Genomic DNA, 25,800 nt, shown 5'->3' with positions numbered 1-25,800 from the left:
CCGACGAGTAAGCCAACGAGGGAGCCGCCGTGGACGCCGTGACCCAGACCCCCGCCCCGAAGAACGAGCCGGTGCTGACGTACGCGCCGGGCAGCGCCGAGCGCGCCGAGCTGGAGGGTGCGCTGAAGAAACTGGGTCAGGCCGGTCCCGTCGACCTGACGGTCACCGTCGGCGGCGAGCAGCGCGCGGGCGGCGGCGAGAAGATCGACGTTGTCCAGCCGCACAACCACGGCCACGTCCTCGGCACCATCCAGAGCGCCACGAAGCAGGACGCGACCGACGCGATCGCTGCCGCCGCGAAGGCCGCTCCGGAGTGGCGCGCGCTGTCCTACGACGACCGTGCGGCGATCCTGCTGCGCGCCGCTGACCTGCTGAGCGGCCCGTGGCGCTCGACGCTGAACGCGGCAACCATGCTCGGTCAGTCGAAGACCGCGACGCAGGCCGAGATCGACTCCGCGTGCGAGCTCGCCGACTTCTGGCGCTTCAACGTCGCCTTCGGCCGCAGCATCCTCGACCAGCAGCCGGTCAGCTCGCCGGGCGTGTGGAACCGGATGGAGCACCGTCCGCTCGAGGGCTTCGTGTACGCGATCACGCCCTTCAACTTCACCGCCATCGCCGGCAACCTGCCCACCGCGCCCGCCCTGATGGGCAACACCGTGCTGTGGAAGCCGTCGCCGACGCAGAGCTTCGCCGCGCACCTGACCATGCGGCTGCTCGAAGAGGCCGGCATGCCGCCGGGCGTGATCAACCTGCTGCCGGGCGACGGCAAGGCCGTCTCCGAGGTCGCGCTGACGCACCGCGACCTTGCGGGCATCCACTTCACCGGCTCGACGGCGACCTTCCAGCACCTGTGGGGCACTGTCGGCGCGAACATTGCCGGCTACCGCAGCTACCCGCGTCTCGTCGGCGAGACCGGCGGCAAGGACTTCGTGCTCGCGCACCCGTCGGCCGACATCGACGTGCTTCGCACCGCGCTTGTCCGTGGCGCCTTCGAGTACCAGGGCCAGAAGTGCTCCGCCGCTTCGCGTGCGTACGTGCCGCGCAGCGTCTGGGAGCAGCTGAAGGACGGCCTTGCGTCCGAAACCGCCGCGCTCTCGTACGGCGACGTCACCGACCTGTCGCACTTCGGTGGCGCGGTGATCGACCGTCGGGCCTTCGACAAGCACGCCTCGCTCTTCGAGCGCGTTAAGAACGACAGCGAGGTCGAGATCCTCGTCGGCGGCACTGCGGACGACAGCGTCGGCTACTTCGTGCAGCCGACCGTTCTCGTGTCGACGAACCCGAAGCACGAGATCTTCAGCACCGAGTACTTCGGCCCGATTCTGTCGGTCTACGTGTACGAAGACGCTGACTTCGACGCCGTGCTGCAGCTGGTCGACGAGACCGCTTCGTACGCCCTCACCGGCGCCGTCATCGCGAACGACCGCACGGCCGTCGCGAAGGCTTCGCAGGCGCTGCGGTTCGCCGCGGGCAACTTCTACGTCAACGACAAGCCGACCGGCGCGGTCGTCGGCCAGCAGCCGTTCGGCGGGGCGCGCGCCTCGGGCACGAACGACAAGGCCGGCTCGGTCTTCAACCTGCTCCGCTGGACGAGCCCGCGCTCGGTCAAGGAGACGTTCGTGCCGCCGACCTCCGTGCGCTACCCGCACCAGGGCTGAGAAGGAGACACCGTCATGCTGCGTGCCCCGTTGCTCGCCGCCGCTCGTTCGCAGCGGATGCGTGCGCTCGTCGAAGCGGTACCGGTCACCCGGTCCGTAGTGCGCCGGTTCGTGTCCGGCTCGGCTACCGCCGACGCCGTGCGCGCCGCACGGGAACTGGCCGCCGACGGCCGGAAGATCACCATCGACCACCTCGGCGAAGACACCACCGACGCCGCACAGGCCACCGCCACCGTGCAGGCGTACGAGGAGTTGCTGACGGCGCTGTCCGAACAGGGCCTCGCCAAGGGCGCGGACGTCTCGGTGAAGCTGTCCGCGGTCGGGCAGTTCCTGCCGGGCGACGGCGAGGGCGTCGCGCTCGAAAACGCGCGGAAGATCTGCGCGGCGGCCGAAGCGGTCGGCGCGACAGTGACGCTCGACATGGAGGACCACACCACCACGGACTCGACGCTCGGCATCCTCCGCGAGCTGCGCGCCGAGTACCCGTGGGTGGGCGCGGTCCTGCAGGCCTACCTGCACCGCACCGAGCAGGACTGCCGCGAGCTGTCCGGTCCCGGGTCGCGCGTGCGGCTGTGCAAGGGCGCTTACGCCGAGCCGGAGTCGGTGGCGTTCCAGGACAAGTCCGAAGTGGACAAGTCCTACGTGCGCTGCCTGCGCGTGCTGATGGAGGGCAAGGGCTACCCGATGGTGGCCTCGCACGACCCGCGGATGATCGCGATCGCGGGCAAGCTCGCCGCCGACGCCGGCCGCACGTCCGGCGACCACGAGTACCAGATGCTGTACGGCATCCGGCCCGAGGAGCAGAAGCGGCTCGCGGCCGAAGGCGAGACGATGCGCGTGTACGTGCCCTGCGGCGACGAGTGGTACGGCTACTTCATGCGCCGGCTGGCCGAGCGTCCGGCGAACCTCGCGTTCTTCCTGCGCGGGCTGGTCACCCGGTCCTGAAACGCTGCGAAGGCCCGGCACCCTGGTGGGTGCCGGGCCTTCGTGTTTCCCCGGGTTGCGCCTGTGGCAGCGGGCTCAGGCCTGCTCGGCTTCTTGCGCGGCGGCGGCCTTGCGCACCTCGTCCATGTCGACCTCGCGGGCCTGGCGGATGAGGTCCTCCAGCGCGGCTTCCGGAAGGGCGCCGGGCTGGGCGTAGATGAGGGTCTTGTCGCGGATCACGGCGAGCGTCGGGATCGAGCGGATGTTGAACGCCGCGGCGAGCTGCTGCTCGGCTTCGGTGTCCACCTTCGTGAAGGTGATGTCGCTGTGCTTTTCCGACGCCTTCTCGAACACCGGCGCGAACTGGCGGCACGGGCCGCACCAGCTTGCCCAGAAGTCGATCAGCACGAACTCGTTGTCGGTCACGGTCTGGTCGAAGTTGTCCGCGGTCAGTTCCACTGTGCTCATGCGTGGTCCAACGAACGAATCGGGTGGGGAATTCCCCGGGGCGCGGTAGCGTCCTGGTGGGTGTCCGACGCTTCCTTGGAGGTTGATGTGGCTGACGGGATCTTGGGACGGATCGACGAGCTGATCGCGCAGGAGAAGGAACTGCGCGACCGGGCGATCGGGGTCGGGCTGTCCTCGGACGACCGGGAGCGGCTCCGCCGGGCCGAAGAGGAGCTCGACCAGTGCTGGGACCTGCTGCGGCAGCGCCGGGCCAGGGTCGAGTTCGACGACGATCCGGACGAGGCTTCGGTCCGGTCGGTGGGCGAGGTCGAGGGATACCGGCAGTAGGCTTTCAAAAGCTAACGGTTAGCTTTTGGCAACCGGTCGGATTTTGTGACTGATAGCATCCGCGGATGAGTGAGCCGTCCGGGCGGCGCGAGCGCAAGAAGGCTGCGACCCGCCAGAAGATCGCCGACACCGCGCTCCGGCTGTTCCTCGAGCGCGGGTACGACGAGGTGGGGATCCGGGACATCGCGACCGAGGCCGACGTCGCCGTGACCACGGTCTTTTCGCATTTCGCCTCGAAGGAAGCGCTGGTCTTCGAGCAGGACTCGAACTTCGAGGAAAGCCTGCGCGGCGCGGTCGAACGGCGGTCGTCGGCGGAGGCGCTGATCCCGGCGCTGCGGGACGAGATCCAGGCGCTGGTGCGGCATTGCACCGCGGACAGCGTCGCGCCGGTCTGGCGGATGATCGACGGGTCGCCCGCGCTGCGGGAGTACGAGGAGTCGATGCGGCTGCGGCACGCGGAGTCGCTGGCCGCGGCGATGGCGGCTGACCCCGGTCTCGAGCGGACTCCGACGGCGTGCCGGGCGATCGCGCGGTTCGTGGTCGACGCCTACTCGGTGGCTCGAGAGGCGGCTGATCCGGAGGCCGCGGTGGGCGAGGTTTTCCGGATGATCGAGGCGGCCTGGGCGGCTGCCAGTCCTGCTGTGTCCCGTTAGGACCGTCTCCCGCGCGTTTGCTGCCTTTCTGGTCGCGAGTGGCGGAATTCGGTGCGCTGTCGGCGTTTTCGGCACTCCCGGTGAAAATCTCGGTCTCATGTGGGTGAGCGGATCCCACCGGGTCGAGCGATGCGCTGTCGAACAGGTGTTCGAGATACTGGATGGGTGTTCGAGACGACTTCGGCGGGACAGCCCCGGTTCCGCCACCTCAGACCTCAGCGGGGATTGCTCAGCCGGATCAGCGGGCTGGTGCGCGGCTGGCGGCGCTATCTCGGCGAGAGGGAGCCGTTCGACAGACGCGCTGCGCACACGACGCGGCGCGAGCGGCTCCGCGCCCAACCTGTTGCTCGGCGACGCCGCGATTACCAAGCGGCCGCACCTGCGGCTGATCACCAAACAGCAGGCCGACTGCGCGTACTCCGTCTCGCAGGTCGCCAGCCAGGCCGGTCCCTAGGCCGGACAGAGAGTGCCGTTGTCCGGAATCTTGCCGTCGATCAGGAAGGCCTGCGCGGCTGCGGTGACGCAGGAGGACTGGCCGACCGCGCCGTGCGCGACACCCTGCCACGTGACAGTCACGGCGCTGGGCATCTGATCCGCGGCCCGGGTCGTGCCGATCTGCGGCGTGACCGGGTCGGTGGCGGTAGCGGCCACCAGCATGGGCGGGGCGCCTGGTGCACCGGCAGGAGGCAGTGCCTCGCGGCGGACCGGCCAAGCGCCGCACCAGGCGAGCTCCTGGGCGACCGCAGCGCCGAACTGCGGGTATTTGGCGCGCATGGTGGCGGCGGCGCGGTCCAGTTGATCGGCGGGCAGCCGCGTGGTCGAGTCGTTGCATCGGGTCGCGATGGTGCCGCCGATGCGCGACGTGCGGCCGCGGACGTCCGCGACGATCGGATTCGCGAAGCCGGCCAGCGCGGTGACGTCGCCGTTCTTCGCGGCGTTCAGCGCGTCGGCGAGAGCGGGCCAGTTCGACCGGTCGGCGAGTCCTTGGTACACCGCGTAAGTCGCCACGCCGGGGCTCATCGTCACGCCGTCGTCAGTGTCCACAGGGGACGTACGGAGCCGGTCGGTCACGGTCTTCAGCGCGACCTTCGCATCGCCCATCGGGCAGTTGCGGGCGGCGCAGTCGGCGGAGAAGGCGTCGAACGTCGACTGTGCGCCGGCGGCCACCGCGTCGAGCACCGCCGCCCGGTCGGCGCCCGGGTCCGGGATGCCGTCCAGCACCATGCGGCCGACCTGCGCCGGGTAGCGCACCGCGTACTCCGAAAGCACCTTCGAGCCGTCACCGCGGCCGAGCGCGTTCAGCCGGTCGAGGCCGAGTTGTTTGCGCAGCTGGTCGAGGTCCCCGGCGGTACGCCAGCTGTCCAGCGCGGTCTGCGCGGTGTCGAGGTCGAGCGCGCACTGCTGACCGGCGCGGCGAGCCGCGTCGAGCACCTCGCCGAGGCCGCCCTGCGCCGGGTCCGCGCCCAGCAGGTCCGAACGCACTTCCAGCGGCACGCACTGCACGCCGCCGGACAGCCCGGTGCCGCGCCGGTCCACGCCGATCAGCGAGAACTTCTTGAGGAACTCCGGCGGAAGCCGGGTCGCCAGGCGCGCGGCGAACAGCGAGCCCGGCTCGCCGCCGACGTCGTTGACCACCACGAGCGGGATCGGTCCGTCGCCCGCCTTGAGCACGAAGATGCGGGCGAGCAGGTGCTGCGAGTCCTCGGGCGCGTCGAGCGGGGACGTCATGCGCGCGCAGCTGACGTGCAGCGAATCGGGCAGTGCCGGAGCGGCCATCCGCTGCCGGGTGTCCGCGTCGCAGTTGGCCCATCGCAGGGCGGACTTCTTGGGCTCGGCCAGCGGCGGCAACGGCACAGCGGCAGTGCTCGGGGGCGGCGCGGTGGTGGCGCGTCCGTCGTTGTCGATCACCGCGGGGCGCACGGAGGGACCGCTGGTGCACCCGGCCAGCATGAGCACTCCCAGCGTCGCCGCCACCAGCCGGGCGCGCGTACGGGAACGGCTGGGGGAACGGCGGTGCACGGGCTGGTCCTCACGTCTGCTCGGCGGAACTCTCGGACGAGCTTGGCACGCGTGGTGTGGGAAGCCAGTGAGCGGGTCCTGCGGCGTGTCCGGTCAGCGGGTCCGCACGACCTCGCCCCGGAACACTGCCGACAGGTCGTACCGGGCAGGCTCGTCCAGCTGCGAGTAGCCGCACGACGACGGCTCCCGGTCCGGCCGCCAGCGCGCGAACTGGGCGGTGTGGCGGAAGCGCGACGGATAGCCGCCCTCCGTGTGCTCGTACGAGACCTCCACCACGCGCTCCAGCCGCAGCGGCACCCACGGCTGTTCCTTCGACCGCCAGCGCGTGATGCCGCCCGGGATCCGCTGGCCCTCGCGGACCGCGTCGCCCAGCCACGGATGCCCTTCGCCGTCCGTGATCAACGGGGCCAGCTCCTGCGCCAGCTCGCGGCGGCGCGCGACCGGGAACGAACCGACCACGCCGACGTGGTGCAGCAGCCCGTTCTCGTCGTACAGGCCCAGCAAAAACGAGCCGACCGCTTCGCCCGGCTCGCCGTCCACGTGCCAGCGCAGGCCCGCCAGCACGCAGTCCGCGGTGCGGGAATGCTTGTACTTGAACAAAACCCGCTTGCCCGGCGAATACGGCTCGTCCAGCGGCTTGCCGATCACGCCGTCCAATCCAGCCCCTTCGAACAGCTCGAACCAGCGCCGAGCAGTCTCCGGATCGGTCGTCGCCGGCGTCAGCGCGATGCCCGAAAGGGACTCGAGCCGTTCGCGGCGCGCCGAGGTCGGCTCGTCCACAAACGACTCGTCGCCCAGCGCGAGCACGTCGAAAGCCACGAACTGCGCCGGCGACTGCTCGGCGAGCAGCTGGACGCGACTGTCCGCCGGGTGGATGCGCTCGGTCAGCGCGTCGAAATCGAGCTTGCCGTCGCGGGCCACCACCAGTTCGCCGTCGAGCACGACCCGCTCCGGCAAGGATTCCCGCAGCGCGGCGAGGACTTCCGGGAAATACCGGTTCAGCGGCTTCTCCGCGCGCGACTGCAGGGTGATCTCGTCGCCGTCCCGGAAAACCAGGCAGCGGAACCCGTCCCACTTCGGTTCGAACAGCAGCCCCCGGGAATCGGGAATGGCTTTCGCCGGCTTCGCCAGCATGGGCTTGATCGGTGCCTGCACAGGGAGCGCCATGCGGGCATTCTGGGCGAAACGCGGGATCAGCGCACGCGTGCCGAGCCGGTCGTGTCGAGTTCGAGCCGCACCGCGGTCGGCAGGGTCTCGACGCCGAGCGATTCCCTGGCCCTCGTCAGCACGTACGCGTCGAGGTCTTCCCACACCCGCCGGACTTCCGCGCCCTCGGCCAGCCAGAGCGTGATCCGCAACGCCGGATCGGCCACGGTGCCCACCGAACGGACGCGAGCCCGGGTGACCCCGTCAACGCTCTCCGCGTCGGTTTGCACGGCGTTCGCCAGCGCTCCGGCCGTGACGGTGAGTTCAGCGCCGATCGTCTCGTCGAGCTTGAGGTCCGGACGGCGTTCCGGGCGCAGCGAACGGAAAAACCACCACAGCCCGAACACGAGCAGCAGCACCCCGAGCACCACCGCACCGATTCGCGCGTACAGCGCGTGGTCGCCGAGCCAGCCGACCGCGATCGGGTCGAGTACCGGCCGGTGCCCGCGGAACTGCCCGAGCCACCCCATGCCGACCACCAGCGCTCCGGCACCAGCCAGCACACCGAGCACGCCGACCAAGGAGGTCAGCGTGCGCTCGGCACCGTACGAACGTCCTTGCGCGCGACGCGCCGCGGAAGCGCTCATCACCGGTCCTTCGGAGAGTCGACGACCACGGACACCTTCGGACGACGCTGCAGCGGGAGGTCGTCCAGCACCCCCGCGACGGTTTCCAACAGCCGCGGCCGCAGCTGTTCCTCGTTCTCCAGCCGGCTTGTCGCGCGCACGCGCACCCGACGGGAGCTGGCCGTCACGGACGCGCCGCGCACGTTGTCCTCCGCGCGCACCGCCAGCCCGACCAAGCGCGCGAGAGCTCGCGGCGAGGTGTTGACGGTGATGCCATCAGCGGGATCGGTCATCCGCACCGCTCGGTCGCCCGCGCCGAGGGCCAGCAACAGGAGCACGAGCCCGGCGAGCAAGACGATTCCCGCGGTGAGCCGCACTGGCGTGCTGGTCCAGTCCAGCTCGGCGATCGCGGCTTTCCACCGCGGCCACGGCACGAGCAGCGGTTCCTTGTCAGGCTGCCACCAGGCCCACCCGACTTCGAGCGCCAGCAACGCGCCGCCGGCTGCGACGGCCAGGCCGAGCAGCGTGGAGAGAAGACGGACGAGGATGCGCATCATCGCACCCTCGGCGGCACGTCCGGCAGCAACGCGGTGACCGTCACCGCGACCGAACGCACGTGATAGGAGGTGATGCGTTCGACCTCTTCGACGACCTTCTCGCGCACCTGCCCGGTCACCTCGCGCACCGGTGCCGGATAACGCAACGCGAGATCGAGGGACAGCTCGACGTCGTTGTCCGAGCCGCCGACCTTCGCGGAGGCACCGGTGGTCCCGGTGCTGACCCCCGCGACGCGGCGCTCGGTGCGCATCGTCCCGGGAACCTGATCGGCGGCGTGCTGCGCGACCTTGCGCACCACGGCGTGCGCGATGGTCAGCGAACCGCGCTCGGCGGGCTCCGGAAGGTCGTTGCGGGACGGCCCTGCCTCGACCGCCTGGGTCACTTGTCTCGGCCCTTCCCGAACAGGTCGCCGAGGTCGAGTTCGCCGTCGAGGACCCGGCCGACCACGAGCCCGATGATGCCGACCGCGAAGGTCACCAGGAAAGCGGTGAATCCCTGTGTGGCGGCCAGGCCGAGAATCAGCCCGGCGAGGATCCCGGTCTGCGTAGCGTTCAACGTGCGCCCTCCTGGGATGTCTGTGCTGCGGTGATTGCTGGTGCTGCCGGTGTTCGGTTTGGCGGGCGCTTTCGCGGCTGTGGCTCACGCGGTGCTTTAGGACCGCCGCCCGACCGGTGCCCCTGGGACCGGACCTGGGCGGGTGCCGCAGCCGACGCACCGGTCGATCACGAGGTCATTCGACCCGGCTCGACTCGGGTTCGTCCTCTTCACCCGGCAGGTGGACGTCATTGACCGCGATGTTGACCTCGATCACCTCGAGCCCCGTGATCTGCTCGACGGAGGTGATGACGTTGCGCCGCACGTCGCGGGCGACCTCCGCGATGCGCGCGCCGTACTCGACGACGACGTCGAGGTCGATCGCGGCCTGCTTCTCGCCGACCTCGACCGAGACCCCCGCGGTGGAGGTCGCGCCCGACCCCGGGATCCGGTCCCGGATGGCCCCGATCGCCCGCGACACCCCGCCGCCGAGCGCGTGCACCCCGGCGACCTCGCGCGTCGACAGCACCGCGATCTTCTGCACGACCAGCGACGAGATCGTGGTGCGCCCCGCGGTGTCCGTCTGGTCAGCCGCCGCCAGCGCGGAAGACGGGACAGCAGTAGGCACATCGGGCCGGTTCGTGCTCGGCATGGTTCCTCGCTCCCTGTATGCGGACATGGCGCGTCCAGTGTCACCGCGAGCGGCCCGCGGCGCCGGAGACGTGCCCTCCGAAAGGACCTCCCGACCGGGCGAAAACTCACGCGGCATCCCTCGAATGGGTGAGTCTCCAGTCAGTCCGGCCCGCCCCGCGACGCACCGCATCCGACTGGCAGCCCACCTACTGACCCTCGCGCGATGGCTGCCTCGGCGGAAGCGCCGCTGGTCCGCACGCCGATGACCGACCTCGCCCGCCACGATCCCGCCGCTCCTACCGGACCACGACGCAGCCCGCTCCAGCACAGCGGAACGGCCGCCGCCTCGCTATTCGCGCCGGGCGGTGGCGCACCTTGATCCCACTGCCGCGGTGGCGGGCGACCTCGCAGTTTCCAGCGGCCTGGTCGCGCGGCTTGGTTCAGTACTGCGGCGAGTGGCCACTGCACCGATCTGGCCATGCCGCTTGGCCCGGTGCCCGGCCACTTCGCCGTTTGCGCCGGGCTTGGTCACGCGCCTCGGGCCAGTGCCGCGGTGCTGGGCAATCTGGCCATGCGGCCGGTCTAATCGCGCGGCTCGGATCGGCACCGTGGTGCTGGGCGGCAGCCGCCGTTTGCAGCGGCTTGGTCCACTGCTGCGGTGCCATGCCACTGCGCCGGGAAGATTCGCGTCGCTCGGTCGCTGCTGAGGTACCAGTGACCTCGCCGCTCGCGCTCGTCTGGTCAAGCGGCTGCTCCGGTGCCGCAGTCCCGGGCCGAGCCATTTCGCCACCCACCCCCCCCCCGCAGTGCAGACCAGACCCGGCACCAAAGCGCCTGACCAGCGCGGCACCCCGGTGACAGTCACCACACGCATCCCGCCTCACCGGCCCCCTCTGCGCCCGAAGGCGGCTCCGACCGGCGGATTTGCCCTTCCCCGCCCGGCCGAGGCGCGCCCAAGGGGCCGGGGCCGTCCGGATAGGCTCTTCCACCATGCCCGCAGCTGCGCTGACCGACCGGTTTCCCGAGCTTGGGGCCGACGAGCTGATCGCGTCCCTCGTGCCGCCGCCGCGGTTTGGCGAGGCTCGGTTTTCCACTTACCTGCCCAACCCGGACGAGCCCAGCCAGGCGGCCGCGGTCGAAGCGTGTTCCGCGTTCGCTTCGCGGATCGGGGCGGCGAAGGCCAAAAAATCCCGCCTGCGGTCGCTCTTCGGCGGCGGGGCGGCGATTCCGGACGGGCCGATGGGGCTTTACCTCGACGGCGGCTTCGGCGTCGGCAAAACCCACCTCCTCGCGTCGACGTGGCACGAGACTCCTGGGCCCAAGGCGTACGGGACGTTCGTCGAGCTGACGCACCTCGTCGGCGCGCTGGGGTTCGCCAACGCGGTCGCGCGGCTGTCCGAACACCGGCTGCTGGCGATCGACGAGTTCGAGCTCGACGATCCCGGCGACACCACGCTGGTCAGCCGGCTGCTGCAGGAACTCACCGACGCGGGCGTCTACGTCGCGGCGACCTCCAACACCCTGCCGGACAAGCTCGGCGAGGGGCGGTTCGCGGCGGAGGACTTCCTGCGCGAGATCCAGGCGTTGTCGCGGCGGTTCGGCGTCGTCCGCGTCGACGGGCCCGACTACCGGCACCGCGGGCTGCCGGATGCGCCTCCGCCGGTCAGCGACGAGGAGATTGACGCTTCCGCGGCCGCGCACGAAGGGTCCACTGTGGACGAATTCAGCGCGTTGATGACGCATCTCGAGCGCCTGCACCCCTCGCGCTACGGGAAGCTGCTCGACGGGGTGCGGCGGGTCCACCTCAAGCACGTGACGCCGGTGCCGGACCAGATGGTCGGGCTTCGGCTGGTCGCGTTGGCGGACCGGCTGTACGACCGGGCGATTCCGGTCGTCGTGTCCGGCGTGCCGCTGCCCGAACTGTTCGGCGAGGAGATGCTGAACGGCGGCTACCGCAAGAAGTACCTGCGTGCGATCAGCCGGTTGACGGCTCTCGCGCGCGACGCGGTGACAGCGCCGCCCGCAGCGCGGTGACCACTGCGGGGGCGAAGCAGACGCCGCCGACGATGTCGGTCAGGTAGTGGTAGCCGAGGCCGATCATGCCGATGGCTGCGCAGCAGACCAGTACTGCGCCGACCGCAACGGCGACAGCCTTGAACCGCACCAGCAGCACTATGACGGTCAGCACGGCTAGCAGGCTGACGGTGTGGCCGCTGGGGTAGGCGAGCGTGCCGCCTTTCCAGCGGTCGAAGGCGGGTTTCAGCACCCAACTATTGAGCGCGATGGCGACGAGTGGGCCTGCCACGGCGAGTAGTGCGTCCAGGCGATTGCGTTGGTAGAGGCAGATGCCGGCGATGACGACGACGGCCGGGATGAGCACGTACGGCTCGGTGGGCAGCACGAGTGTGTTGAGCAGGGCCGGGCTCAGCGTCGAGGCGTACCTCTCGGTCCATTGGTCCACTGTGCCCGGCGCGTAGGGCGCGACTAGCAGTCCCAACGCAAGCGTGGCGAGCGCGCAGAGCGCGGCGAAGAGGGCGAGAGTCCGCCTGGCGGTCACAGACCGGAGCCTAGTCACATTCACCGCGGCGCGCGGGTCCTTCTTTCGACACTGATTGGAGGGCTGATGGGGGACACCGAAATCCACGGGACTGTCGCGGACGGCTTCGAGGCGGTCCGCGAGGAGTTCGTCACCGCGGCTGAGGCGAGTGCGGGCGTGCAGTTGGCGGTTCGCGTGCACGGGCGGCTGGTGGTTGATCTCTGGGCGGGCGACGTCACGGGCGAGACGCTGACCGGCGTCTATTCCTCGACCAAGGGGGCGACCACGCTGGTGGTGGCGTTGCTCGTCCAGGACGGCGTGCTGGACATGGACGAGCCGGTCGCGCGCCACTGGCCGGAGTTCGCCGCTGCGGGCAAGGGCGGGATCACGGTGCGCGACGTGCTGACCCATCGTTCCGGCGTGATCGGGGCGGAGGGCGGGCTGTCCGCCGAGGAGCTCGCGGACGATCGGGTGATCGCGCGACGGCTGGCCGGGCAGCGGCCGTTCTGGCGGCCGGGGTCTGCTTACGGCTACAGCGGATTCGCCGGGTTCTCGATCGTCGCGGAGGTGGTCCGGCGGGTCACCGGGCGGTCGGTGCAGGAGCACTTCGAGACGCGGATCAGGGAGCCGTACGGCTTGGACCTGTACCTCGGACTGCCCGAACAGGAGGATCACCGGTACCGCGAGGTGCTGGCGGGGGAGGCCAGCGCCGAGGAACTCGCGGCGTTCCAGGCGTACGTCCCGAGTCCGTACAGCTTGGGCGGCATCGGCTACGGGCTCGATTCGACGCCGCCGCTTGATCAGGTGGCGTTCGTCAACACGCGGCAGGTGCGGGCGCTCGGGCAGGTTTCCGCTGGTGGGGTCGGCAGCGCGCGGGGGCTGGCTGGGCTGTACGCGGCTGCGGTGTCCGGTTTGGACGGACGGCCGCCGCTGCTCGAACCCGGCACGCTCGGCGAGTTCGCGATGCTTCATTCCGCCGGCCGCGACCTGGTGACCGGGGATGCGGGCCAGTACGCGCTCGGGTTTCAGGCGAAGGGGTTGCGGTATCCGTTCCTCAGCGCGAATGCGTTCGGGCACAACGGATCTGCCGGGGCCGAGTCCTTTGTGGATCCGCGCAGCGGCATCGCGTTCGGGTACACGCGGCGGCAGTTCTCCGCGACCTGGTCCTATCCGGAACACGACCGGCTGGCTGCGGCAGTCCACGCGGCGGCCAGCCGGTGAGCACCGGGTAACCGCCGTGATGCGATGCTTGTCCCATGTCGCTGTTCTCGCGCCGTCCGGCCGAAACCCCGTCCGGCCCGTTCCGCTTCCGGATCTCCGAGATCTACCAGATCCCGACGCGGGGCATCGTGGTCACCGGCACGGTCACCGACGGCACGGTCCAGGTCGGCGCGAACGCGGTGGTGCAGCTGCCCGGCGGCGCTCGCCAGGTCGTGGTGACGAGGATCGAAACTGCCCGCCGCAAACGGCAGTCCGCGGAAGCCGGTGCCGAGGCCGGGCTTTACCTGTCCGGTCTCAGCACCGGCGACATCCCGACCGTGCCGGGCGGCGACGGGCAGCAGCAGGACAACAACGCGTTGAGCGGCGTCGAGGTGACCTCGACCTGAGCGGACACTCTGTGTGAGCATCACCTCTGGTGTCTTCACGCGGAGTGCAGTAAACACCCATTGTGCTCAATTCACCCGAACCGCGGCGGTCGCCGGTGATCCGGCTGATCCGCTTCCTGCGGCTGGGGTACGCGGTGCCGCTCGGGCTCGCGATCGCGGGCGTGGTCGGCGGGTTCGTCCTCGGTTACGGCTGGTACATCGCGGCCGGGTCGGTCGGCGTCAGCCTCACGATCATGGTGCTGATCCTCGGCAGCATCGCCCGGTCGCTGCACGGGACCGCGTCCCCGCAGAGCAGGCGGTTCGTCCAGAAGCACGGCGATCGTGCGCTCGCCAAGATCGAACGTCTGAAGACGACTGGAACGCAGGTCAACGACGCCTATGTGACCGAGTTGAAGCTGGTCGTCGCGCCGCCGAACGAGGCCGCGTACCGGGCGACGGCTCGGGAGTTGATCCATCCGGTGCGGTCCGCGGCGTATCAGCCGGGCACGGTCGTCGTGGTCAAGCAGAGTCCGCGGTACGCCGGGGTGGTCGTGGTGGATGCCGACCCGCCGCGGGAATGGACTGAGCGGCCGTGGCAGGTCGGGGTCGTCGGAGAGGAGCGCACGCCGGAACCCGAAGCGCGGCAAGGGAATGTCGTCGGACGCCTAGCGATGACGGTGGTGAGCGCGGTGGTCATCGCGGTGGTGCTGCTGGTGCCGATCCGTGACGACGTCCTCGGCCAGCTTCTCTCCCCACCGAACCTATTCACCGCGGAAGATTTGCGCACTGGCGTGGCGAAGCTGTCCGCCGAGAGCGAGCGTTTCGAAGACCTGACAGTGGAATCGGACCAGCTGCGCGCCACCGTTCCCGGCGCATACCTCAGCTATCGCGGCGGCACGGTCAAACGCGACTCGATCAGCACTGGCCAGCCGGACAAGCAATTCGCCGCGAACGAGGTCGATTTCGCCGCGATACCCGGCCTCGTCGCGAGTTTCGGCGGAGACCCGGCGGACGCGCGCGTGAGCATCGGCCGCGAGGACGTCGGGATCACCATGACGGTCCGCTCAGCCAACGACAGCGATCGCCAGTTGGTCGCGGACGCGAAGGGCGTACCGGCGCTCACCGCGGACGCGTTCACGGAGAACGGTTTCCGGCAGGTCGCCGAGTTGCTGACCAAGCTGAGCGGCCGTCAGGAAGCGTACGAGGCGATCATCCGGACCGACCACGTCGAGTTCCAGGTGCCTGGCCCAGGCCCGGGCACTTCGGACGACTACGACTGGTATCGCGGCCGTCTCGTCGAACACCGGCCCTCGCCGATCCAGCCGGATCCGGGCGCACCGCTGTTCGCGTTGTCGGAGCTGTCGCCGAAAGCGCTGCCCGCGATTCTCGCGAAGGTGGACGAGCGCATGCCTGGCTTCCCTCGCGACAAGATTTCGGTGGCGCTCAGGGAAAACGAGGGAACGTGGAGCCTGACCACGTCCGTCGAGGACGAGTACGGCCGCGGCATCGAGGTGACCGCTTCGCCGGACGGGTCGACGGTCGCGGTGATGCCCACTCGGTGACCGCCGCCCGGAAAACGGCGGTCACCGAGCAGGTCAGCCGCGCACGACCTGGGCGATCGCGTCGATGCCGCGGTCCAGTTCGGCTTCGGTGATCACCAGCGGCGGCGCGACGCGCAGCGTGCGGTCGTGCGTTTCCTTGCACAGCACGCCCAACCCGGCCAACGCCTCGGACGCCGCTCGTCCGGTCGGACCGCCCGGCGCGATGTCGACGCCTGCCCACAGACCGCGTCCGCGCACCTCCGAGACGCCGTCGCCGACCAGCTTCGCCAGCCGTTCGTGCAGGTGCGCGCCGAGTTCGGTGGACCGCTTCTGGTACTCGCCGGTCTGCAGCATCCGCACGACGGCGCGGCCGACCGCGCAAGCCAGCGGGTTGCCGCCGAAGGTCGAGCCGTGTTCGCCGGGCTTCAGCACGCCCAGCACGTCGCGGCTGCCGACCACCGCCGACACCGGGACGATGCCGCCGCCGAGGGCCTTGCCCAACGTGTACAGGTCAGCGCGGACGCCTTCGTGCTCCAGCGCCAGCACAGTGCCGGTGCGGGCGAGACCGGACTGGATCTCGTCGGCGATCATCAGCACGTTGTTCTCGTCGCACAGCCGTCGCACCGCGGCGAAGAACCCTTCGGGCGGCACGACGACGCCTGCCTCGCCCTGGATCGGCTCCATCAGCACGGCTGCGGTGCGCGGCGTGATGGCTGCCTTCAACGCTTCGGCGTCGCCGTACGGCACCTGGACGAAGCCCGGCGTGAAGGGGCCGTAGTCGGCGCGCGCGGTTTCGTCGTCGGAGAACGAGACGATGGTGGTGGTGCGGCCGTGGAAGTTCGACGCCGCGACCACGATTTCCGCCGTGCCCGCCGGAACGCCCTTGACCTGGTACGCCCACTTGCGCGCCACCTTCACCGCGGACTCCACGGCCTCGGCCCCGGAGTTCATCGGCAGCACCATCTCGGTCCCGGTCAGCTCGGCGAGCTCGCGGCAGAACAGGCCCAGCTGGTCGTGGTGGAAGGCGCGGGAGGTGAGCGTGACGCGGCCCAGCTGCTCGGTCGCGGCGGCGATCAGCTCGGGGTTGCGGTGGCCGAAGTTGAGCGCGGAGTAGCCGGACAGGAAGTCCAGATAGGACTTGCCGGCCACGTCGGTCACCGAAGCGCCCTCGGCTTCGGCGATCACGACCGGCAGCGGATGGTAGTTGTGCGTGCTCCATTGCTCGTCGAGCGCGATGAAGCCGTCGGAGGAGGAGGGACGCGCGGTGCCGGCAGGCTGGACGGACGCTGTCATGCGTTCAGGCTAGAGGCCGTTCGCGGGGAGTTCAGCCGGGAAACGTTGCTTTCCCCCGTCGTTCGTTGCGCAATCGAGGGGTCTTGCCGGCGATTCGCTGCGCCGCTCGCTCGACCGGATGACACCGGCGGAGAGGTCCCCGGGATTGTCAGTGCCCGCGGTTATCGTCCCGGGATGGCGAAGAAGCAGCAGAACGGAAACCGGGTCCGCGACGCGCTCCGGGCGGGCGGCGAGCTGCCGGACCCGGCTTCGTCGCCGGTGGGGCCGGAAAAGAAGGCGAAGGGCGGCAAGAAACTCGAGTCCGCCGGGGAACAGCTGGCCGGGTTGCAGGAGGCGCTGTACGCGGAGGGCATCGGCGGCGGCGCCCGCAGCGTGCTGCTCGTGTTGCAGGGCATGGACACTTCCGGCAAGGGCGGCACCGTCGGGCACGTGCTCGGCCTGGTGAACCCGATGGGCGTGCAGTACGCCGGGTTCAAGAAGCCGACGGCCGCCGAGCTCAAGCACGACTTCCTGTGGCGCATCCGCAAGAAGCTCCCGTCGCCGGGCCACCTCGGCGTGTTCGACCGCTCGCATTACGAGGACGTGCTCGTGCCGCGCGTGCTCGGCCAGCTTCCCGCGGCCGAGCGACGGAAGCGCTACACGCAGATCAACGCGTTCGAGAAGGAGCTGACCGACAGCGGCACCGCCGTGGTGAAGGTGTTCCTGCACATCTCGCCGGAGGAGCAGCTTCGCCGGCTCACCGCGCGGCTGGACCGGCCCGAGAAGCGGTGGAAGTTCGACCCGTCGGACATCGAGGCGCGACGGCAGTGGCCCGCGTACCAGAAGGCGTACGCCGACGTGTTGAAGCGCACGTCGACCGCGCACGCTCCGTGGTACGTCGTGCCAGCCGACCGCAAGTGGTACCGGAATTGGGCGGTCGCCGAGCTGCTGGTCGAGACGCTGACGGACATGGACCCGCAGTTCCCGGAGCCGGCCTATGACGTCGAAGAGCAGCGAGCTGCCCTGCAGGGTGTTGGCGTGTCCGGCTGATCATCTGAAAGAGTGCTGGTCGTGACCGATTCTGCACTCGACGACGTTCCGTTCCTCCGCCAGCAGGCCCGCACCCAGCGGTTCACTCTCGGCGCGCCCAAGCAGTTCCGGGTCGCCCCGGACGGTTCGCGGGTGCTGTTCCTGCGCAGCGCCACCGGTACCGACCCGCGGCACAGCCTGTGGTCGTTCGACCTCGCGACCGGCGAGGAGACGAAGCTGATCGACGCGGCCGAACTGGTGTCCGGCGACGAGGACCTGCCTCCGGAGGAGCGGGCGCGCCGCGAACGGGCCCGGGAGACCGGCGGCGGCGTGGTGGCCTTCGGCGTGGACGACGCGTTCACCGTCGTCACGTTCACGCTGTCGGGCAAGCTGTACACGCTCGACCTCGCGACCGGCGAGACGCGCATTCTGGTCGATGGGTCCGTGATCGACCCGCGGCCGAACCCGACCGGCACGCACGTCGCGTACGTGCGCGAGCGGCGGCTGCACGTGATCGAACTGGCGACCGGCGAAGACCGCGTGCTCGTGGGCGAGGACGACGAGGACGTCACCTGGGGGCTCGCGGAGTTCATCGCGGGCGAGGAAATGGACCGCACGCGCGGCTACTGGTGGGCGCCGGACGGGCGCAGCGTCATCGTGGAGCGCGCGGACCGCGGCCCGGTGCCGCGCTGGACGATCGGCGACCCGGCGAACCCTCAGCAGCCGGCGAACGTCGTGGCGTACCCGGCGGCGGGCTCGCCGAACGCCGAGGTGTCGCTGGCCGTGCTGAGCCTGGACGGCAGCCGCGTCGACGTGGCGCCAGGCGACTGGGAGTACCTGGTCACCGTGCACTGGTCGGCGGGCGGGCGGCCGCTGCTGGCCGTGCAGCCGCGGGACCAGAAGCGGCTGACGGTGCTCGCGCTGGACCCATCCGACGGTTCGGTCGCCGAGGTGCACACCGAGACCGACGAGCACTGGGTCGAGATCTTCCAGGGCGTGCCCGCGTGGACCGCGGACGGCAAGCTGGTGGTGGAAAGCGCGGCGGACGGCGATCACCGGCTCCTGGTGGACGGCGAACCGGTCACGCCGCCCGGCATGCAGCTGCGGATGGTGCTGCACGTCGGCGAGGAAATCCTGTTCACCGCCTCGGAAAGCGACCCGACGCAGATCCACCTGTATCGCACCGAAGACGGCAAGGTGCGGCGACTGTCCACGACGGACGGTGTACACGTCGGTTCGGGAAGCGCGGCTCTCACGGTGCTTTCCTCGTGGAGTCTCGACCACAGCGGCCCGAAGGTGACCGTGCTGCGGGACGGCGCCGAGGCGGGGTCGATCGAATCGTCCACTGTGGACCCGGAGATCGTCCCGAACCTGACCTGGCTCACTCTCGGCGAACGACAGCTGCGCGCGGCTTTGGTGCTGCCGCGCGGATACGAGCCCGACGAGGGCAAGCTGCCGGTCCTTCTCGACCCGTACGGCGGCCCGCACGCGCAGCGGGTTCTCCAGAGCCGCAACGCTTTCCTCACCCCGCAGTGGCTTGCCGACCAGGGTTTCGCCGTGCTGGTCGTGGACGGTCGCGGGTCGCCCGGCCGCGGACCGGCGTGGGAGAAGGAGATCGCGGGCAAGCTCGCCGACATCACCCTGGCCGACCAGGTCGACGCCCTGCACGCGGCCGCCGCGGCGTATCCCGAACTGGACCTCGAGCGGGTCGCGATCCGCGGCTGGTCCTACGGCGGCTACCTCTCCGCGCTCGCCGTGCTGCGGCGGCCGGACGTGTTCCACGCGGCGGTCGCGGGCGCGCCGGTCACCGACTGGTCGCTCTACGACACCCACTACACCGAGCGCTACCTCGGCAAGCCGGACGACGAACCGGAAAGCTACGAGCACAACTCGCTCATCGCGAGTGCCGGTTCGCTCGAACGGGCGTTGCTGATCGTGCACGGCCTCGCCGACGACAACGTCTTCCCGGCGCACGCGCTGCGGCTTTCCTCGGCGTTGCTGGCGAAGGGCTGCGCGCACGGCTTCCTGCCGCTCGCGGGCGCGACGCACATGACGCCGCAGGCCGAGGAGGTCGCGGAGAACCTCATGCGCACCCAGGTCGAGTGGATTCACCGGGAACTGGCCGCCCTCGGGAAGAAGGGCTGAGGTTCGCCGATCCCGGACGATGCCGTGGACTCGCCGATGCAGTCCGCTGTGGACAACGGGCTGACCACGCCCGTGCTCGCGGTGCAGGTGCGCGGGCTGGCTCCGTCGCGCTGACTCCTGCCCTGAAACGGCCGGTGCTCCCCAAGGGGGCACCGGCCGTTTTGCTGCCGCGCGGGCCCCGCTCGCAGCGTGCCGGTGGGTATCCGTATTGTTGCGCAGGGTAAGGCAAGGTTACCCTAAGAAAGGCGGTTCCATGGCGGATGCGCCCTCAGCGCCGACGGCCTCGTCCGGCGTGGCTTCGGCGGAGTGGCTCGCGGGCGGCCCCGGCGGTGCGGACCGGCTGGCCCAGCTGCTTCCGGCGGCACTGCGCGGAATGGCGGCGGGCACGGCCGAACGCGGCGGTCCGGTTCCGGCAGGCGGCCCGGCCGCGGTGGCGGCGACCCTCGCCCGCACCCAGTCCGCCGACGGGCTCCCTCGGCACGGGGTGGGCGCCGAACAAGCCCTGGAAGAGCTTTCCGCCCTGCTCGCCGCCGGATCCGCCGACCCGGGCGACCCGGCGTGCGCCGCGCATCTGCACTGCCCGCCGCTGGCCGTTTCCGTCGCCGCGGACGTCGTCGCCTCCGCGCTGAACCCGTCGATGGACTCCTGGGACCAGGCACCGGTCGCGAGCGAGATCGAGCGCGAGTTCGCCACCGGGATCGCTCGGCTCTGCTACCCGGACGCCGCACGCCCGGACGCCGTCATCACCTCCGGCGGCACCGAATCCAACCTTCTCGGCCTCCTGCTCGCCCGGGAATCCGCCGTCACGCGCCCGGTTTGCGGAGCTAATTCGCACCACAGCGTCGCCCGCGCGGCATGGCTGCTCGGACTGCCCGCGCCGGTCGTGGTGCCGTGCGTCGACGACCGGATGGTCCCGTCCGCGCTGGCCGAGGCGTTGGGGCCGCTCGGCGCGCAGGCGGTGGTCGTCGCGACCGCCGGCACCACCAACACCGGCCGGATCGACCCGTTGCCGGAGATCGCCGAAATCTGCCGCCGGACCGGAGCGCGGCTGCACGTCGACGCGGCGTACGGCGGTCTCGCGCTCTGCAGCGAAACCCTTCGCTCGCGCCTCGCCGGTCTGGAGCTGGCCGATTCAGTCGCGCTTGACCTGCACAAATTCGGCTGGCAACCGGTGGCCGCTGGCGTCTTCGCCGCGCGCGGGGAGGCCGATCTGCAGGCGCTCACCGTCCGCGCCGAGTACCTCAACGCCGACGACGACACCGAAGCTGGACTGCCCGATCTGCTCGGCCGTTCGCTGCGCACGTCCCGGCGGCCGGACGCGTTCCGGATGGCGGTCACGCTGCGCGCGCTCGGCACGGCCGGGATCGGGGCACTCGTGGAACGCTGCTGTGCCAACGCTTCGGGCGTGCACGCGATGGTCGAGGACCACCCGGCGCTGCGGTCGTGGGGCCCGCCGGAACTGTCCACAGTGGTCTTCCGCCCGGTGGCGGCGGACGGAGCGGCCGGAGACGAGCTGGTCGCGCAGGTGCGCCGCACGCTTCTCGAGGACGGTACGGCGGTGATCGGTCGCGGCTCGTTGCCGACCGGACCGGACGGCGAGGCGCAGCTGTGGCTCAAGCTCACCCTCCTGCATCCGCACACCCAACCCGCCGACTACCGCGCGCTGCTCGACGCGGTGGCCACGGTCGCGGCGGACCTGCGCACGAGCGTCACGCGGGAAAGCCCGGTCGCGTCGTGAGGCGTTACGACGTCGCCGGGGTCGGGATCGGGCCGTTCAACCTCTCTTTGGCCGCGTTGGCGGATCCGCTCGACCAGCTGGAAGTCGTGCTGTTCGACGCACGTCCCGAGTTCCGCTGGCACCCAGGGCTGCTGCTGGACGGTGCGACGCTGCAGGTGCCGTTCCTTGCCGACCTGGTGACGCTCGTCGACCCGACCAACCGCCATTCGTTCCTCAACTACCTGCGCGAACGCGGCCGATTGCTGCCGTTCTACTTCGCCGAGCGGTTCCATCTGCCGCGCGCCGAGTACGACGACTACGGCCGCTGGGCCGCGTCCCGGCTGCCGTCGTGCCGGTTCGGGCACGAGGTCACCGGCTTGCGCTGGATCGACCGCGAAGAGGCGTTCGAGCTGACCGTCGAGGGTGCGGAACCGGTGCTGGCGGCGGCGGTCGTGCTCGGCGTCGGGACGCAGCCGAGCGTGCCGGAACCGTTGCAGCCCTTGGTTTCCGCGCCTGACGTGCTCGCGCTGCATTCCGCGGACTACCTCACGTATCGGCCTGAGCTGATCGCTGCGGATTCGGTGATGGTGGTCGGCTCCGGGCAGTCGGGTGCGGAGGTGTTTCTCGATCTGCTGCGTGCACGATCCACTGTGGACGGTCTTCGGTGGCTCGCGCGGACACCGGCGTTCGCGCCGATGGAGTACTCGAAGCTCGGCCTGGAGCAGTTCACTCCCGACTACATGGCGTACTTCCACGGCCTTCCCGAAGCGGTCCGGGACCAGCTTCTCCCCACGCAATGGCAGCTGTACCAAGGGATCGACGCCGAGACGATGGCGGAGATCCACGACGAGCTGTACCGCCGGAGCATCGGCGGCGGCTGGCCGGGCGCGGTGCTGACGCCGGGCGTCGAGGTGGTGTCCGCGACCGTCGGCGACGGGATCAAGCTGGGGCTGCGCCATGTCCAGCAAGGAACGACCGCGACGCACCGGACGTCCGCGGTGGTGGCTGCCACCGGGTACGCGGAAACGCCGATCGGGCCGTTGCTGCAGGGGCTCGGCGAAGCGGTCCGCCGCGATGCGCAGGGGCGGCTCGTGATCGGTGCTGACTATCGGGTCGAACTCGACGTGCTGGGGCCGTTGTTCGTGCAGAACGCGGAACGGCACACGCACGGTCCCGGCGCGCCGGATCTCGGCCTCGGCGCGTGGCGGGCGGCGGCGATTCTCAACGCGGTATGCGGAAAACCGGTGTACGACCTGCCCGAGCGGACGGCGTTCACCACGTTCGGCCTCGACCAGACGGAGGACCTGTGACCCTGACCGATGACGCTGCTTGGCGGGCCGCTGGCTCGCTCGTCACGCACAAAATGCTCGGCGAGCTGTCCTACGAAGCGATGCTGGTGCCGGAGCCCGGCGAACCGACGCGGGCCGGACACCGCAGCTGGCAGCTCGACCTGCCCGACGCCGTTTCGTACCGTTTCGAAGCCCGCCGAGGCGCGTTCGAGTCGTGGACAGTGTTGCCCGGCAGCGCAATCCGGAGCGCCAACGGTGTGGAGACTCCGGTGGACGACCCGCGCACGTTGATCGTCGACGCGCGCGAACGGCTCGGTCTCACTGGTCTGCGGTTGGCGGACGTCCTCGCCGAGCTGACCTCGACGGTCGCCAACGAGGCAACCCGGTTGCGCCGCGCACCGACAGCCGCCGAACTGTCCACGATGGACTACAACCTCGCCGACGGGCACCTCACCGGCCACCCCCGGTTGGTGCTCAACAAGGGCCGCGTCGGGTTTTCCGCCCCCGACCGTGCCCGTTACGCGCCCGAATCCGGTGCCGACATCCGGTTGCGCTGGTACGCCGTGCACCGGGATCTCGCGCAGTTCCGCAGCGTGGCCGGGCTCGACGCGGAAACCCTGCTGCGCGAGGAGCTGGACGACCAGACCCGCGCCGAGTTCACCGCCCGCACGGCCCAGCTCGGCGCTCCCGCCGACTACGTCTGGGTGCCGGTGCATCCTTGGCAGGCCGACGAAATCATCGGCACGCTCTACGCCGCCGAGCTGGCGACCGGCCGGATGGCCGAGCTGGGGGAGAGCCGCGACGTCTACCGTCCACATCAGACAGTCCGGACCCTCGCCAACCGCTCCCGGCCAGACCGCCACGACGTCAAAACCGCAGTCTCCGTGCGCAACACGCTCGTCTATCGCGGTCTGAACTCCGCGGCGACGCTTGCCGGGCCGTCGGTCACCGAATGGCTGCGCGGGATCGACGCGGCCGATCCGTTGCTGTCCGAGAAATACCGTTTCGAGTTGCTCGGCGAGGTGGCGAGCGTGTCGGTCCAGCATCCGCTGTTCGGCTCGCTGGAGGAACTGCCGTACCGGTTCCACGAAACGCTCGGTGCGCTGTGGCGCGAGCCGCTCGTCGCCCGGCTCGCCGAGGGGGAGCAGGCGATCTCGTTCGCCGCGCTGCCGTACCGCGATGCCGCTGGCGAGACCGTGTTGACCAGGCTGATCACGCAGTCCGGCGACGGTGCGGAGGCGTGGCTGTCCAGGCTGTTCGATCTGCTGCTCACGCCGTTGCTGCACTGGCTGCTCCAGTACGGCGTCGGGTTCTGCCCGCACGGCCAGAATCTCGTGCTCGTGGTGGACGCGGACGGCCGCCCGCTGCGCATCGCGATCAAGGATTTCGCCCAGGGCGTCGACCTGCTGGACGAGGAACTGCCCTGCTACGCGGATCTGCCGCCGGACGCCGCCGCCGACATGCTGCGCTGGCCCGCGCACCTGCTCGCGCAGTCGCTGTTCAGCTCGGTTTTCTCCGGGCAGCTGCGGTTCTGGGCGGAAGTCCTGCTGGACGATCTCGGGTTGGCGCGCGGTGACTTCTGGGCGCTGGTGCGCGAGGTCGTCGGCCGCTACCGCGACGAAAACCCCGAGGTGGCCGAGCGATTCGACGCCTGCCGGTTGTTCGCGCCGGACGTCGAGCGGGTCACGCTCAACCGCGAACATCTCGCTGGACAGGGCTTCGACAAGGTGGAACGCGACGACGAGTTCGACGTCCGCTGGGGTCGCGTGCCGAACCCCTTGCACGCGCCCGATCCGGACGGTGCCTGGTGAGTCCGTTCGACCGTCCGGTCGGGCCGAGGTCGCTGGCCGTGCGCGCCGAGGCGGGCACGGCGGCGGGTGAGGTGCTCCGTCGAGTGCTCGCCGAGGACAGTGCTCGGCTGGTGCTCTTGGTGCCCGATCCGCACGCGCGGTTCGCGGCCGTCGAGCTGGCTGCGCCGTTCGCCGCCGAAGTGGTGGACAGCGGATACGGCGTGTGCAGCTACGTCTTCGCCTGGACTCCGGAGCGTGAGCCGCTGCCGGAGACCGGTGCGCTGAAGCCGTATCTCGGCGGGTTCGGCGACCTGCGCGTTCAGCTCGACGCGGCGACGGCGTTTCCGCTCGGCGACCAGACGTGGGCGGTGGTCGGGGACGCGGAGTTTCCGTCCGGCGAACCGGCTGGGCTCGCGCCGCGGACGGTGTTGCGGACGCAGTTGGCGCGTTTGGAGGAGCACGGGCTGGTTCCGTCGATCGGAATCGAACACGAGGTGGTTTTCCGTGACCTGGCAGGGGATCCGCTCACCGGGCATGGCGTGGACTACGCCCTCGGCGGCACGGAAGGGCTCGCCCCGCTGCTGGCGGATCTGCGGTCGGCGACGGCCGGTCTCGGCGTGGAATCGGCGCGGGCGGAGTGTCATCCGGGGCAGTACGAGGTCGTCCTGCGGCATCGCGACGCGCTCGCGGCCTGCGACGACGCGTTGCTGCTGCAGACGGTGACCCGGCGGGTGGCCACCCAGCACGGTGCGCAAGCCGACTACCTCGCCGCGCCGGAACCCGGTCAGGGGAATTCGTGCCACGTCCATCTGTCACTGTCTACTTCGGACGGACCGGTCGGGTTTCCGTTCGCGCTGGGGGCTTTTCTGGCCGGAGTGCTGCGGGACGCACGATCGTTGTCCGCGGTGTGGGCGCCGACGTGGAACAGCTACGTCCGGCTGCGTACCGCTCCGTTTTCGCCGCGTGAACTGCGGTGGGGACCGGACGACCGGACGTCTTCGGTCCGGTTGTGCGGGACGTCCTCCGCACCGCGGTTGGAGTTCCGCTTCGCAGGCGCGGACGCCCAGCCGCACCTCGTCGTCGCCGCATTGATCGCCGCGGGCACCGCTGGCCTGGCCGAACAGCTGTCGCCGCCTGACGCGGGTGCGTTGAGCGGACAGCTGGCGTCGTCGCCGTGGGAGGCACTGGCGCTGCTGGAGAGGGGACGGTTCGCGGAGTTGCTGGGGGAGGACGTCGCCGCGCAACAGGCCGCGTTGCTGCGTGAGGAGCTCGACGCCGCGCTCGGATCGGTCACGGATCTGCACCGCCGCCGGGGTGCCTTGCGCTCGTGAGGACTTGCGCCGACCGGC

The 25,800-nt window shown here is 70.4% G+C and carries 24 protein-coding genes; 14 read left to right on the top strand and 10 right to left on the bottom strand.

Features of this window, described 5'->3' with window-relative positions; all coding sequences use genetic code 11:
- Positions 1-29 precede the first annotated feature (29 nt).
- Complete coding sequence (gene pruA, locus FKO37_RS36645) at positions 30-1,658, top strand: L-glutamate gamma-semialdehyde dehydrogenase (protein ID WP_238607477.1); 1,629 nt, start codon at positions 30-32, stop codon at positions 1,656-1,658.
- 15 nt (positions 1,659-1,673) lie between these two features.
- Positions 1,674-2,603: a proline dehydrogenase family protein gene (locus tag FKO37_RS36640; RefSeq protein WP_043838311.1), complete on the top strand. Its 930-nt coding sequence runs from the start codon at positions 1,674-1,676 to the stop codon at positions 2,601-2,603.
- A 75-nt stretch (positions 2,604-2,678) separates the two neighbouring features.
- Here FKO37_RS36640 and trxA read toward each other — a convergent pair whose 3' ends face one another.
- Complete coding sequence (gene trxA, locus FKO37_RS36635; protein ID WP_134666387.1) at positions 2,679-3,050, bottom strand: thioredoxin; 372 nt, start codon at positions 3,048-3,050, stop codon at positions 2,679-2,681.
- Positions 3,051-3,137: 87 nt separating this feature from the next.
- Here trxA and FKO37_RS36630 point away from each other — a divergent pair, with 87 nt between their 5' ends.
- Both FKO37_RS36630 and FKO37_RS36625 read left to right on the top strand, forming a co-directional pair.
- Positions 3,138-3,377 (top strand): DUF2630 family protein, encoded by a 240-nt coding sequence (locus FKO37_RS36630; RefSeq protein ID WP_037819206.1) that lies wholly within the window; start codon positions 3,138-3,140, stop codon positions 3,375-3,377.
- A gap of 65 nt (positions 3,378-3,442) precedes the next feature.
- Positions 3,443-4,030: a TetR/AcrR family transcriptional regulator gene (locus FKO37_RS36625; RefSeq protein ID WP_134666385.1), complete on the top strand. Its 588-nt coding sequence runs from the start codon at positions 3,443-3,445 to the stop codon at positions 4,028-4,030.
- Positions 4,031-4,480: 450 nt separating this feature from the next.
- Here FKO37_RS36625 and FKO37_RS36620 read toward each other — a convergent pair whose 3' ends face one another.
- The 7 genes from FKO37_RS36620 to FKO37_RS36590 form a co-directional block, all read right to left on the bottom strand.
- Positions 4,481-5,980 (bottom strand): alpha/beta hydrolase, encoded by a 1,500-nt coding sequence (locus FKO37_RS36620; protein WP_051173058.1) that lies wholly within the window; start codon positions 5,978-5,980, stop codon positions 4,481-4,483.
- A 162-nt stretch (positions 5,981-6,142) separates the two neighbouring features.
- A complete protein-coding gene (locus tag FKO37_RS36615) occupies positions 6,143-7,216 on the bottom strand; it encodes an ATP-dependent DNA ligase (protein WP_238607476.1) in 1,074 nt (357 codons plus the stop codon).
- A 26-nt stretch (positions 7,217-7,242) separates the two neighbouring features.
- A complete protein-coding gene (locus tag FKO37_RS36610) occupies positions 7,243-7,842 on the bottom strand; it encodes a hypothetical protein (protein ID WP_037819027.1) in 600 nt (199 codons plus the stop codon).
- On the bottom strand, positions 7,842-8,375 hold the full coding sequence (locus FKO37_RS36605; protein ID WP_238607475.1) for a DUF6286 domain-containing protein: 534 nt from the start codon (positions 8,373-8,375) through the stop codon (positions 7,842-7,844). The genes FKO37_RS36610 and FKO37_RS36605 overlap by 1 nt, the downstream gene beginning before the upstream one ends.
- Positions 8,375-8,761, bottom strand: coding sequence for an Asp23/Gls24 family envelope stress response protein (locus FKO37_RS36600; protein ID WP_037819025.1), 387 nt, complete (start codon positions 8,759-8,761; stop codon positions 8,375-8,377). The genes FKO37_RS36605 and FKO37_RS36600 overlap by 1 nt, the downstream gene beginning before the upstream one ends.
- A complete protein-coding gene (locus FKO37_RS36595; protein ID WP_009075692.1) occupies positions 8,758-8,934 on the bottom strand; it encodes a hypothetical protein in 177 nt (58 codons plus the stop codon). Before FKO37_RS36595 ends, FKO37_RS36600 begins: the two co-directional genes overlap by 4 nt.
- A 175-nt stretch (positions 8,935-9,109) precedes the next feature.
- Positions 9,110-9,565, bottom strand: a complete 456-nt coding sequence (locus FKO37_RS36590; RefSeq protein ID WP_037819023.1) for an Asp23/Gls24 family envelope stress response protein — start codon at positions 9,563-9,565, stop codon at positions 9,110-9,112.
- Positions 9,566-10,536: 971 nt separating this feature from the next.
- On the opposite strand from FKO37_RS36590, the gene zapE reads away from it, so the two are divergent.
- Positions 10,537-11,580: a cell division protein ZapE gene (gene zapE / locus FKO37_RS36585; RefSeq protein WP_134666375.1), complete on the top strand. Its 1,044-nt coding sequence runs from the start codon at positions 10,537-10,539 to the stop codon at positions 11,578-11,580.
- On the opposite strand, the gene FKO37_RS36580 is transcribed toward zapE, so the two are convergent.
- On the bottom strand, positions 11,522-12,103 hold the full coding sequence (locus FKO37_RS36580) for a phosphatase PAP2 family protein (RefSeq protein WP_238607474.1): 582 nt from the start codon (positions 12,101-12,103) through the stop codon (positions 11,522-11,524). The genes zapE and FKO37_RS36580 overlap by 59 nt on opposite strands.
- Positions 12,104-12,169: 66 nt before the next feature.
- Here FKO37_RS36580 and FKO37_RS36575 point away from each other — a divergent pair, with 66 nt between their 5' ends.
- The 3 genes from FKO37_RS36575 to FKO37_RS36565 all read left to right on the top strand — a co-directional run bounded on the left by FKO37_RS36575 (position 12,170) and on the right by FKO37_RS36565 (position 15,230).
- The gene (locus tag FKO37_RS36575; protein ID WP_238607473.1) at positions 12,170-13,303 is read left to right on the top strand and encodes a serine hydrolase domain-containing protein; all 1,134 of its coding nucleotides are present in this window, start codon (positions 12,170-12,172) and stop codon (positions 13,301-13,303) included.
- A gap of 35 nt (positions 13,304-13,338) precedes the next feature.
- A complete protein-coding gene (locus FKO37_RS36570; protein WP_037819008.1) occupies positions 13,339-13,689 on the top strand; it encodes a hypothetical protein in 351 nt (116 codons plus the stop codon).
- Between the two features lie 62 nt (positions 13,690-13,751).
- Complete coding sequence (locus tag FKO37_RS36565) at positions 13,752-15,230, top strand: hypothetical protein (RefSeq protein WP_238607472.1); 1,479 nt, start codon at positions 13,752-13,754, stop codon at positions 15,228-15,230.
- Positions 15,231-15,263: 33 nt separating this feature from the next.
- Here the strand turns inward: FKO37_RS36565 and rocD are convergent, their stop codons facing one another.
- A complete protein-coding gene (gene rocD / locus FKO37_RS36560; protein ID WP_037819004.1) occupies positions 15,264-16,502 on the bottom strand; it encodes an ornithine--oxo-acid transaminase in 1,239 nt (412 codons plus the stop codon).
- A 174-nt stretch (positions 16,503-16,676) separates the two neighbouring features.
- Here rocD and FKO37_RS36555 point away from each other — a divergent pair, with 174 nt between their 5' ends.
- The 6 genes from FKO37_RS36555 to FKO37_RS36530 all read left to right on the top strand — a co-directional run bounded on the left by FKO37_RS36555 (position 16,677) and on the right by FKO37_RS36530 (position 25,782).
- Complete coding sequence (locus FKO37_RS36555) at positions 16,677-17,531, top strand: PPK2 family polyphosphate kinase (RefSeq protein WP_238607471.1); 855 nt, start codon at positions 16,677-16,679, stop codon at positions 17,529-17,531.
- Positions 17,532-17,552: 21 nt separating this feature from the next.
- Positions 17,553-19,655, top strand: a complete 2,103-nt coding sequence (locus FKO37_RS36550) for a S9 family peptidase (protein ID WP_238607470.1) — start codon at positions 17,553-17,555, stop codon at positions 19,653-19,655.
- 253 nt (positions 19,656-19,908) lie between these two features.
- Positions 19,909-21,393 (top strand): aminotransferase class I/II-fold pyridoxal phosphate-dependent enzyme, encoded by a 1,485-nt coding sequence (locus FKO37_RS36545; protein ID WP_238607469.1) that lies wholly within the window; start codon positions 19,909-19,911, stop codon positions 21,391-21,393.
- Positions 21,390-22,682 (top strand): lysine N(6)-hydroxylase/L-ornithine N(5)-oxygenase family protein, encoded by a 1,293-nt coding sequence (locus tag FKO37_RS36540; protein WP_238607468.1) that lies wholly within the window; start codon positions 21,390-21,392, stop codon positions 22,680-22,682. Before FKO37_RS36545 ends, FKO37_RS36540 begins: the two co-directional genes overlap by 4 nt.
- Complete coding sequence (locus FKO37_RS36535; RefSeq protein WP_238607467.1) at positions 22,679-24,472, top strand: IucA/IucC family siderophore biosynthesis protein; 1,794 nt, start codon at positions 22,679-22,681, stop codon at positions 24,470-24,472. The genes FKO37_RS36540 and FKO37_RS36535 overlap by 4 nt, the downstream gene beginning before the upstream one ends.
- Positions 24,469-25,782, top strand: coding sequence for a glutamine synthetase (locus FKO37_RS36530; protein ID WP_238607466.1), 1,314 nt, complete (start codon positions 24,469-24,471; stop codon positions 25,780-25,782). The genes FKO37_RS36535 and FKO37_RS36530 overlap by 4 nt, the downstream gene beginning before the upstream one ends.
- The last annotated feature ends 18 nt before the right edge of the window (positions 25,783-25,800 follow it).

This window comes from Amycolatopsis sp. Poz14, from assembly GCF_006704225.1.
Classification (GTDB): Bacteria; Actinomycetota; Actinomycetes; order Mycobacteriales; family Pseudonocardiaceae; genus Amycolatopsis; species Amycolatopsis nivea.
This window is presented reverse-complemented; position numbering and strand designations above follow the sequence as displayed.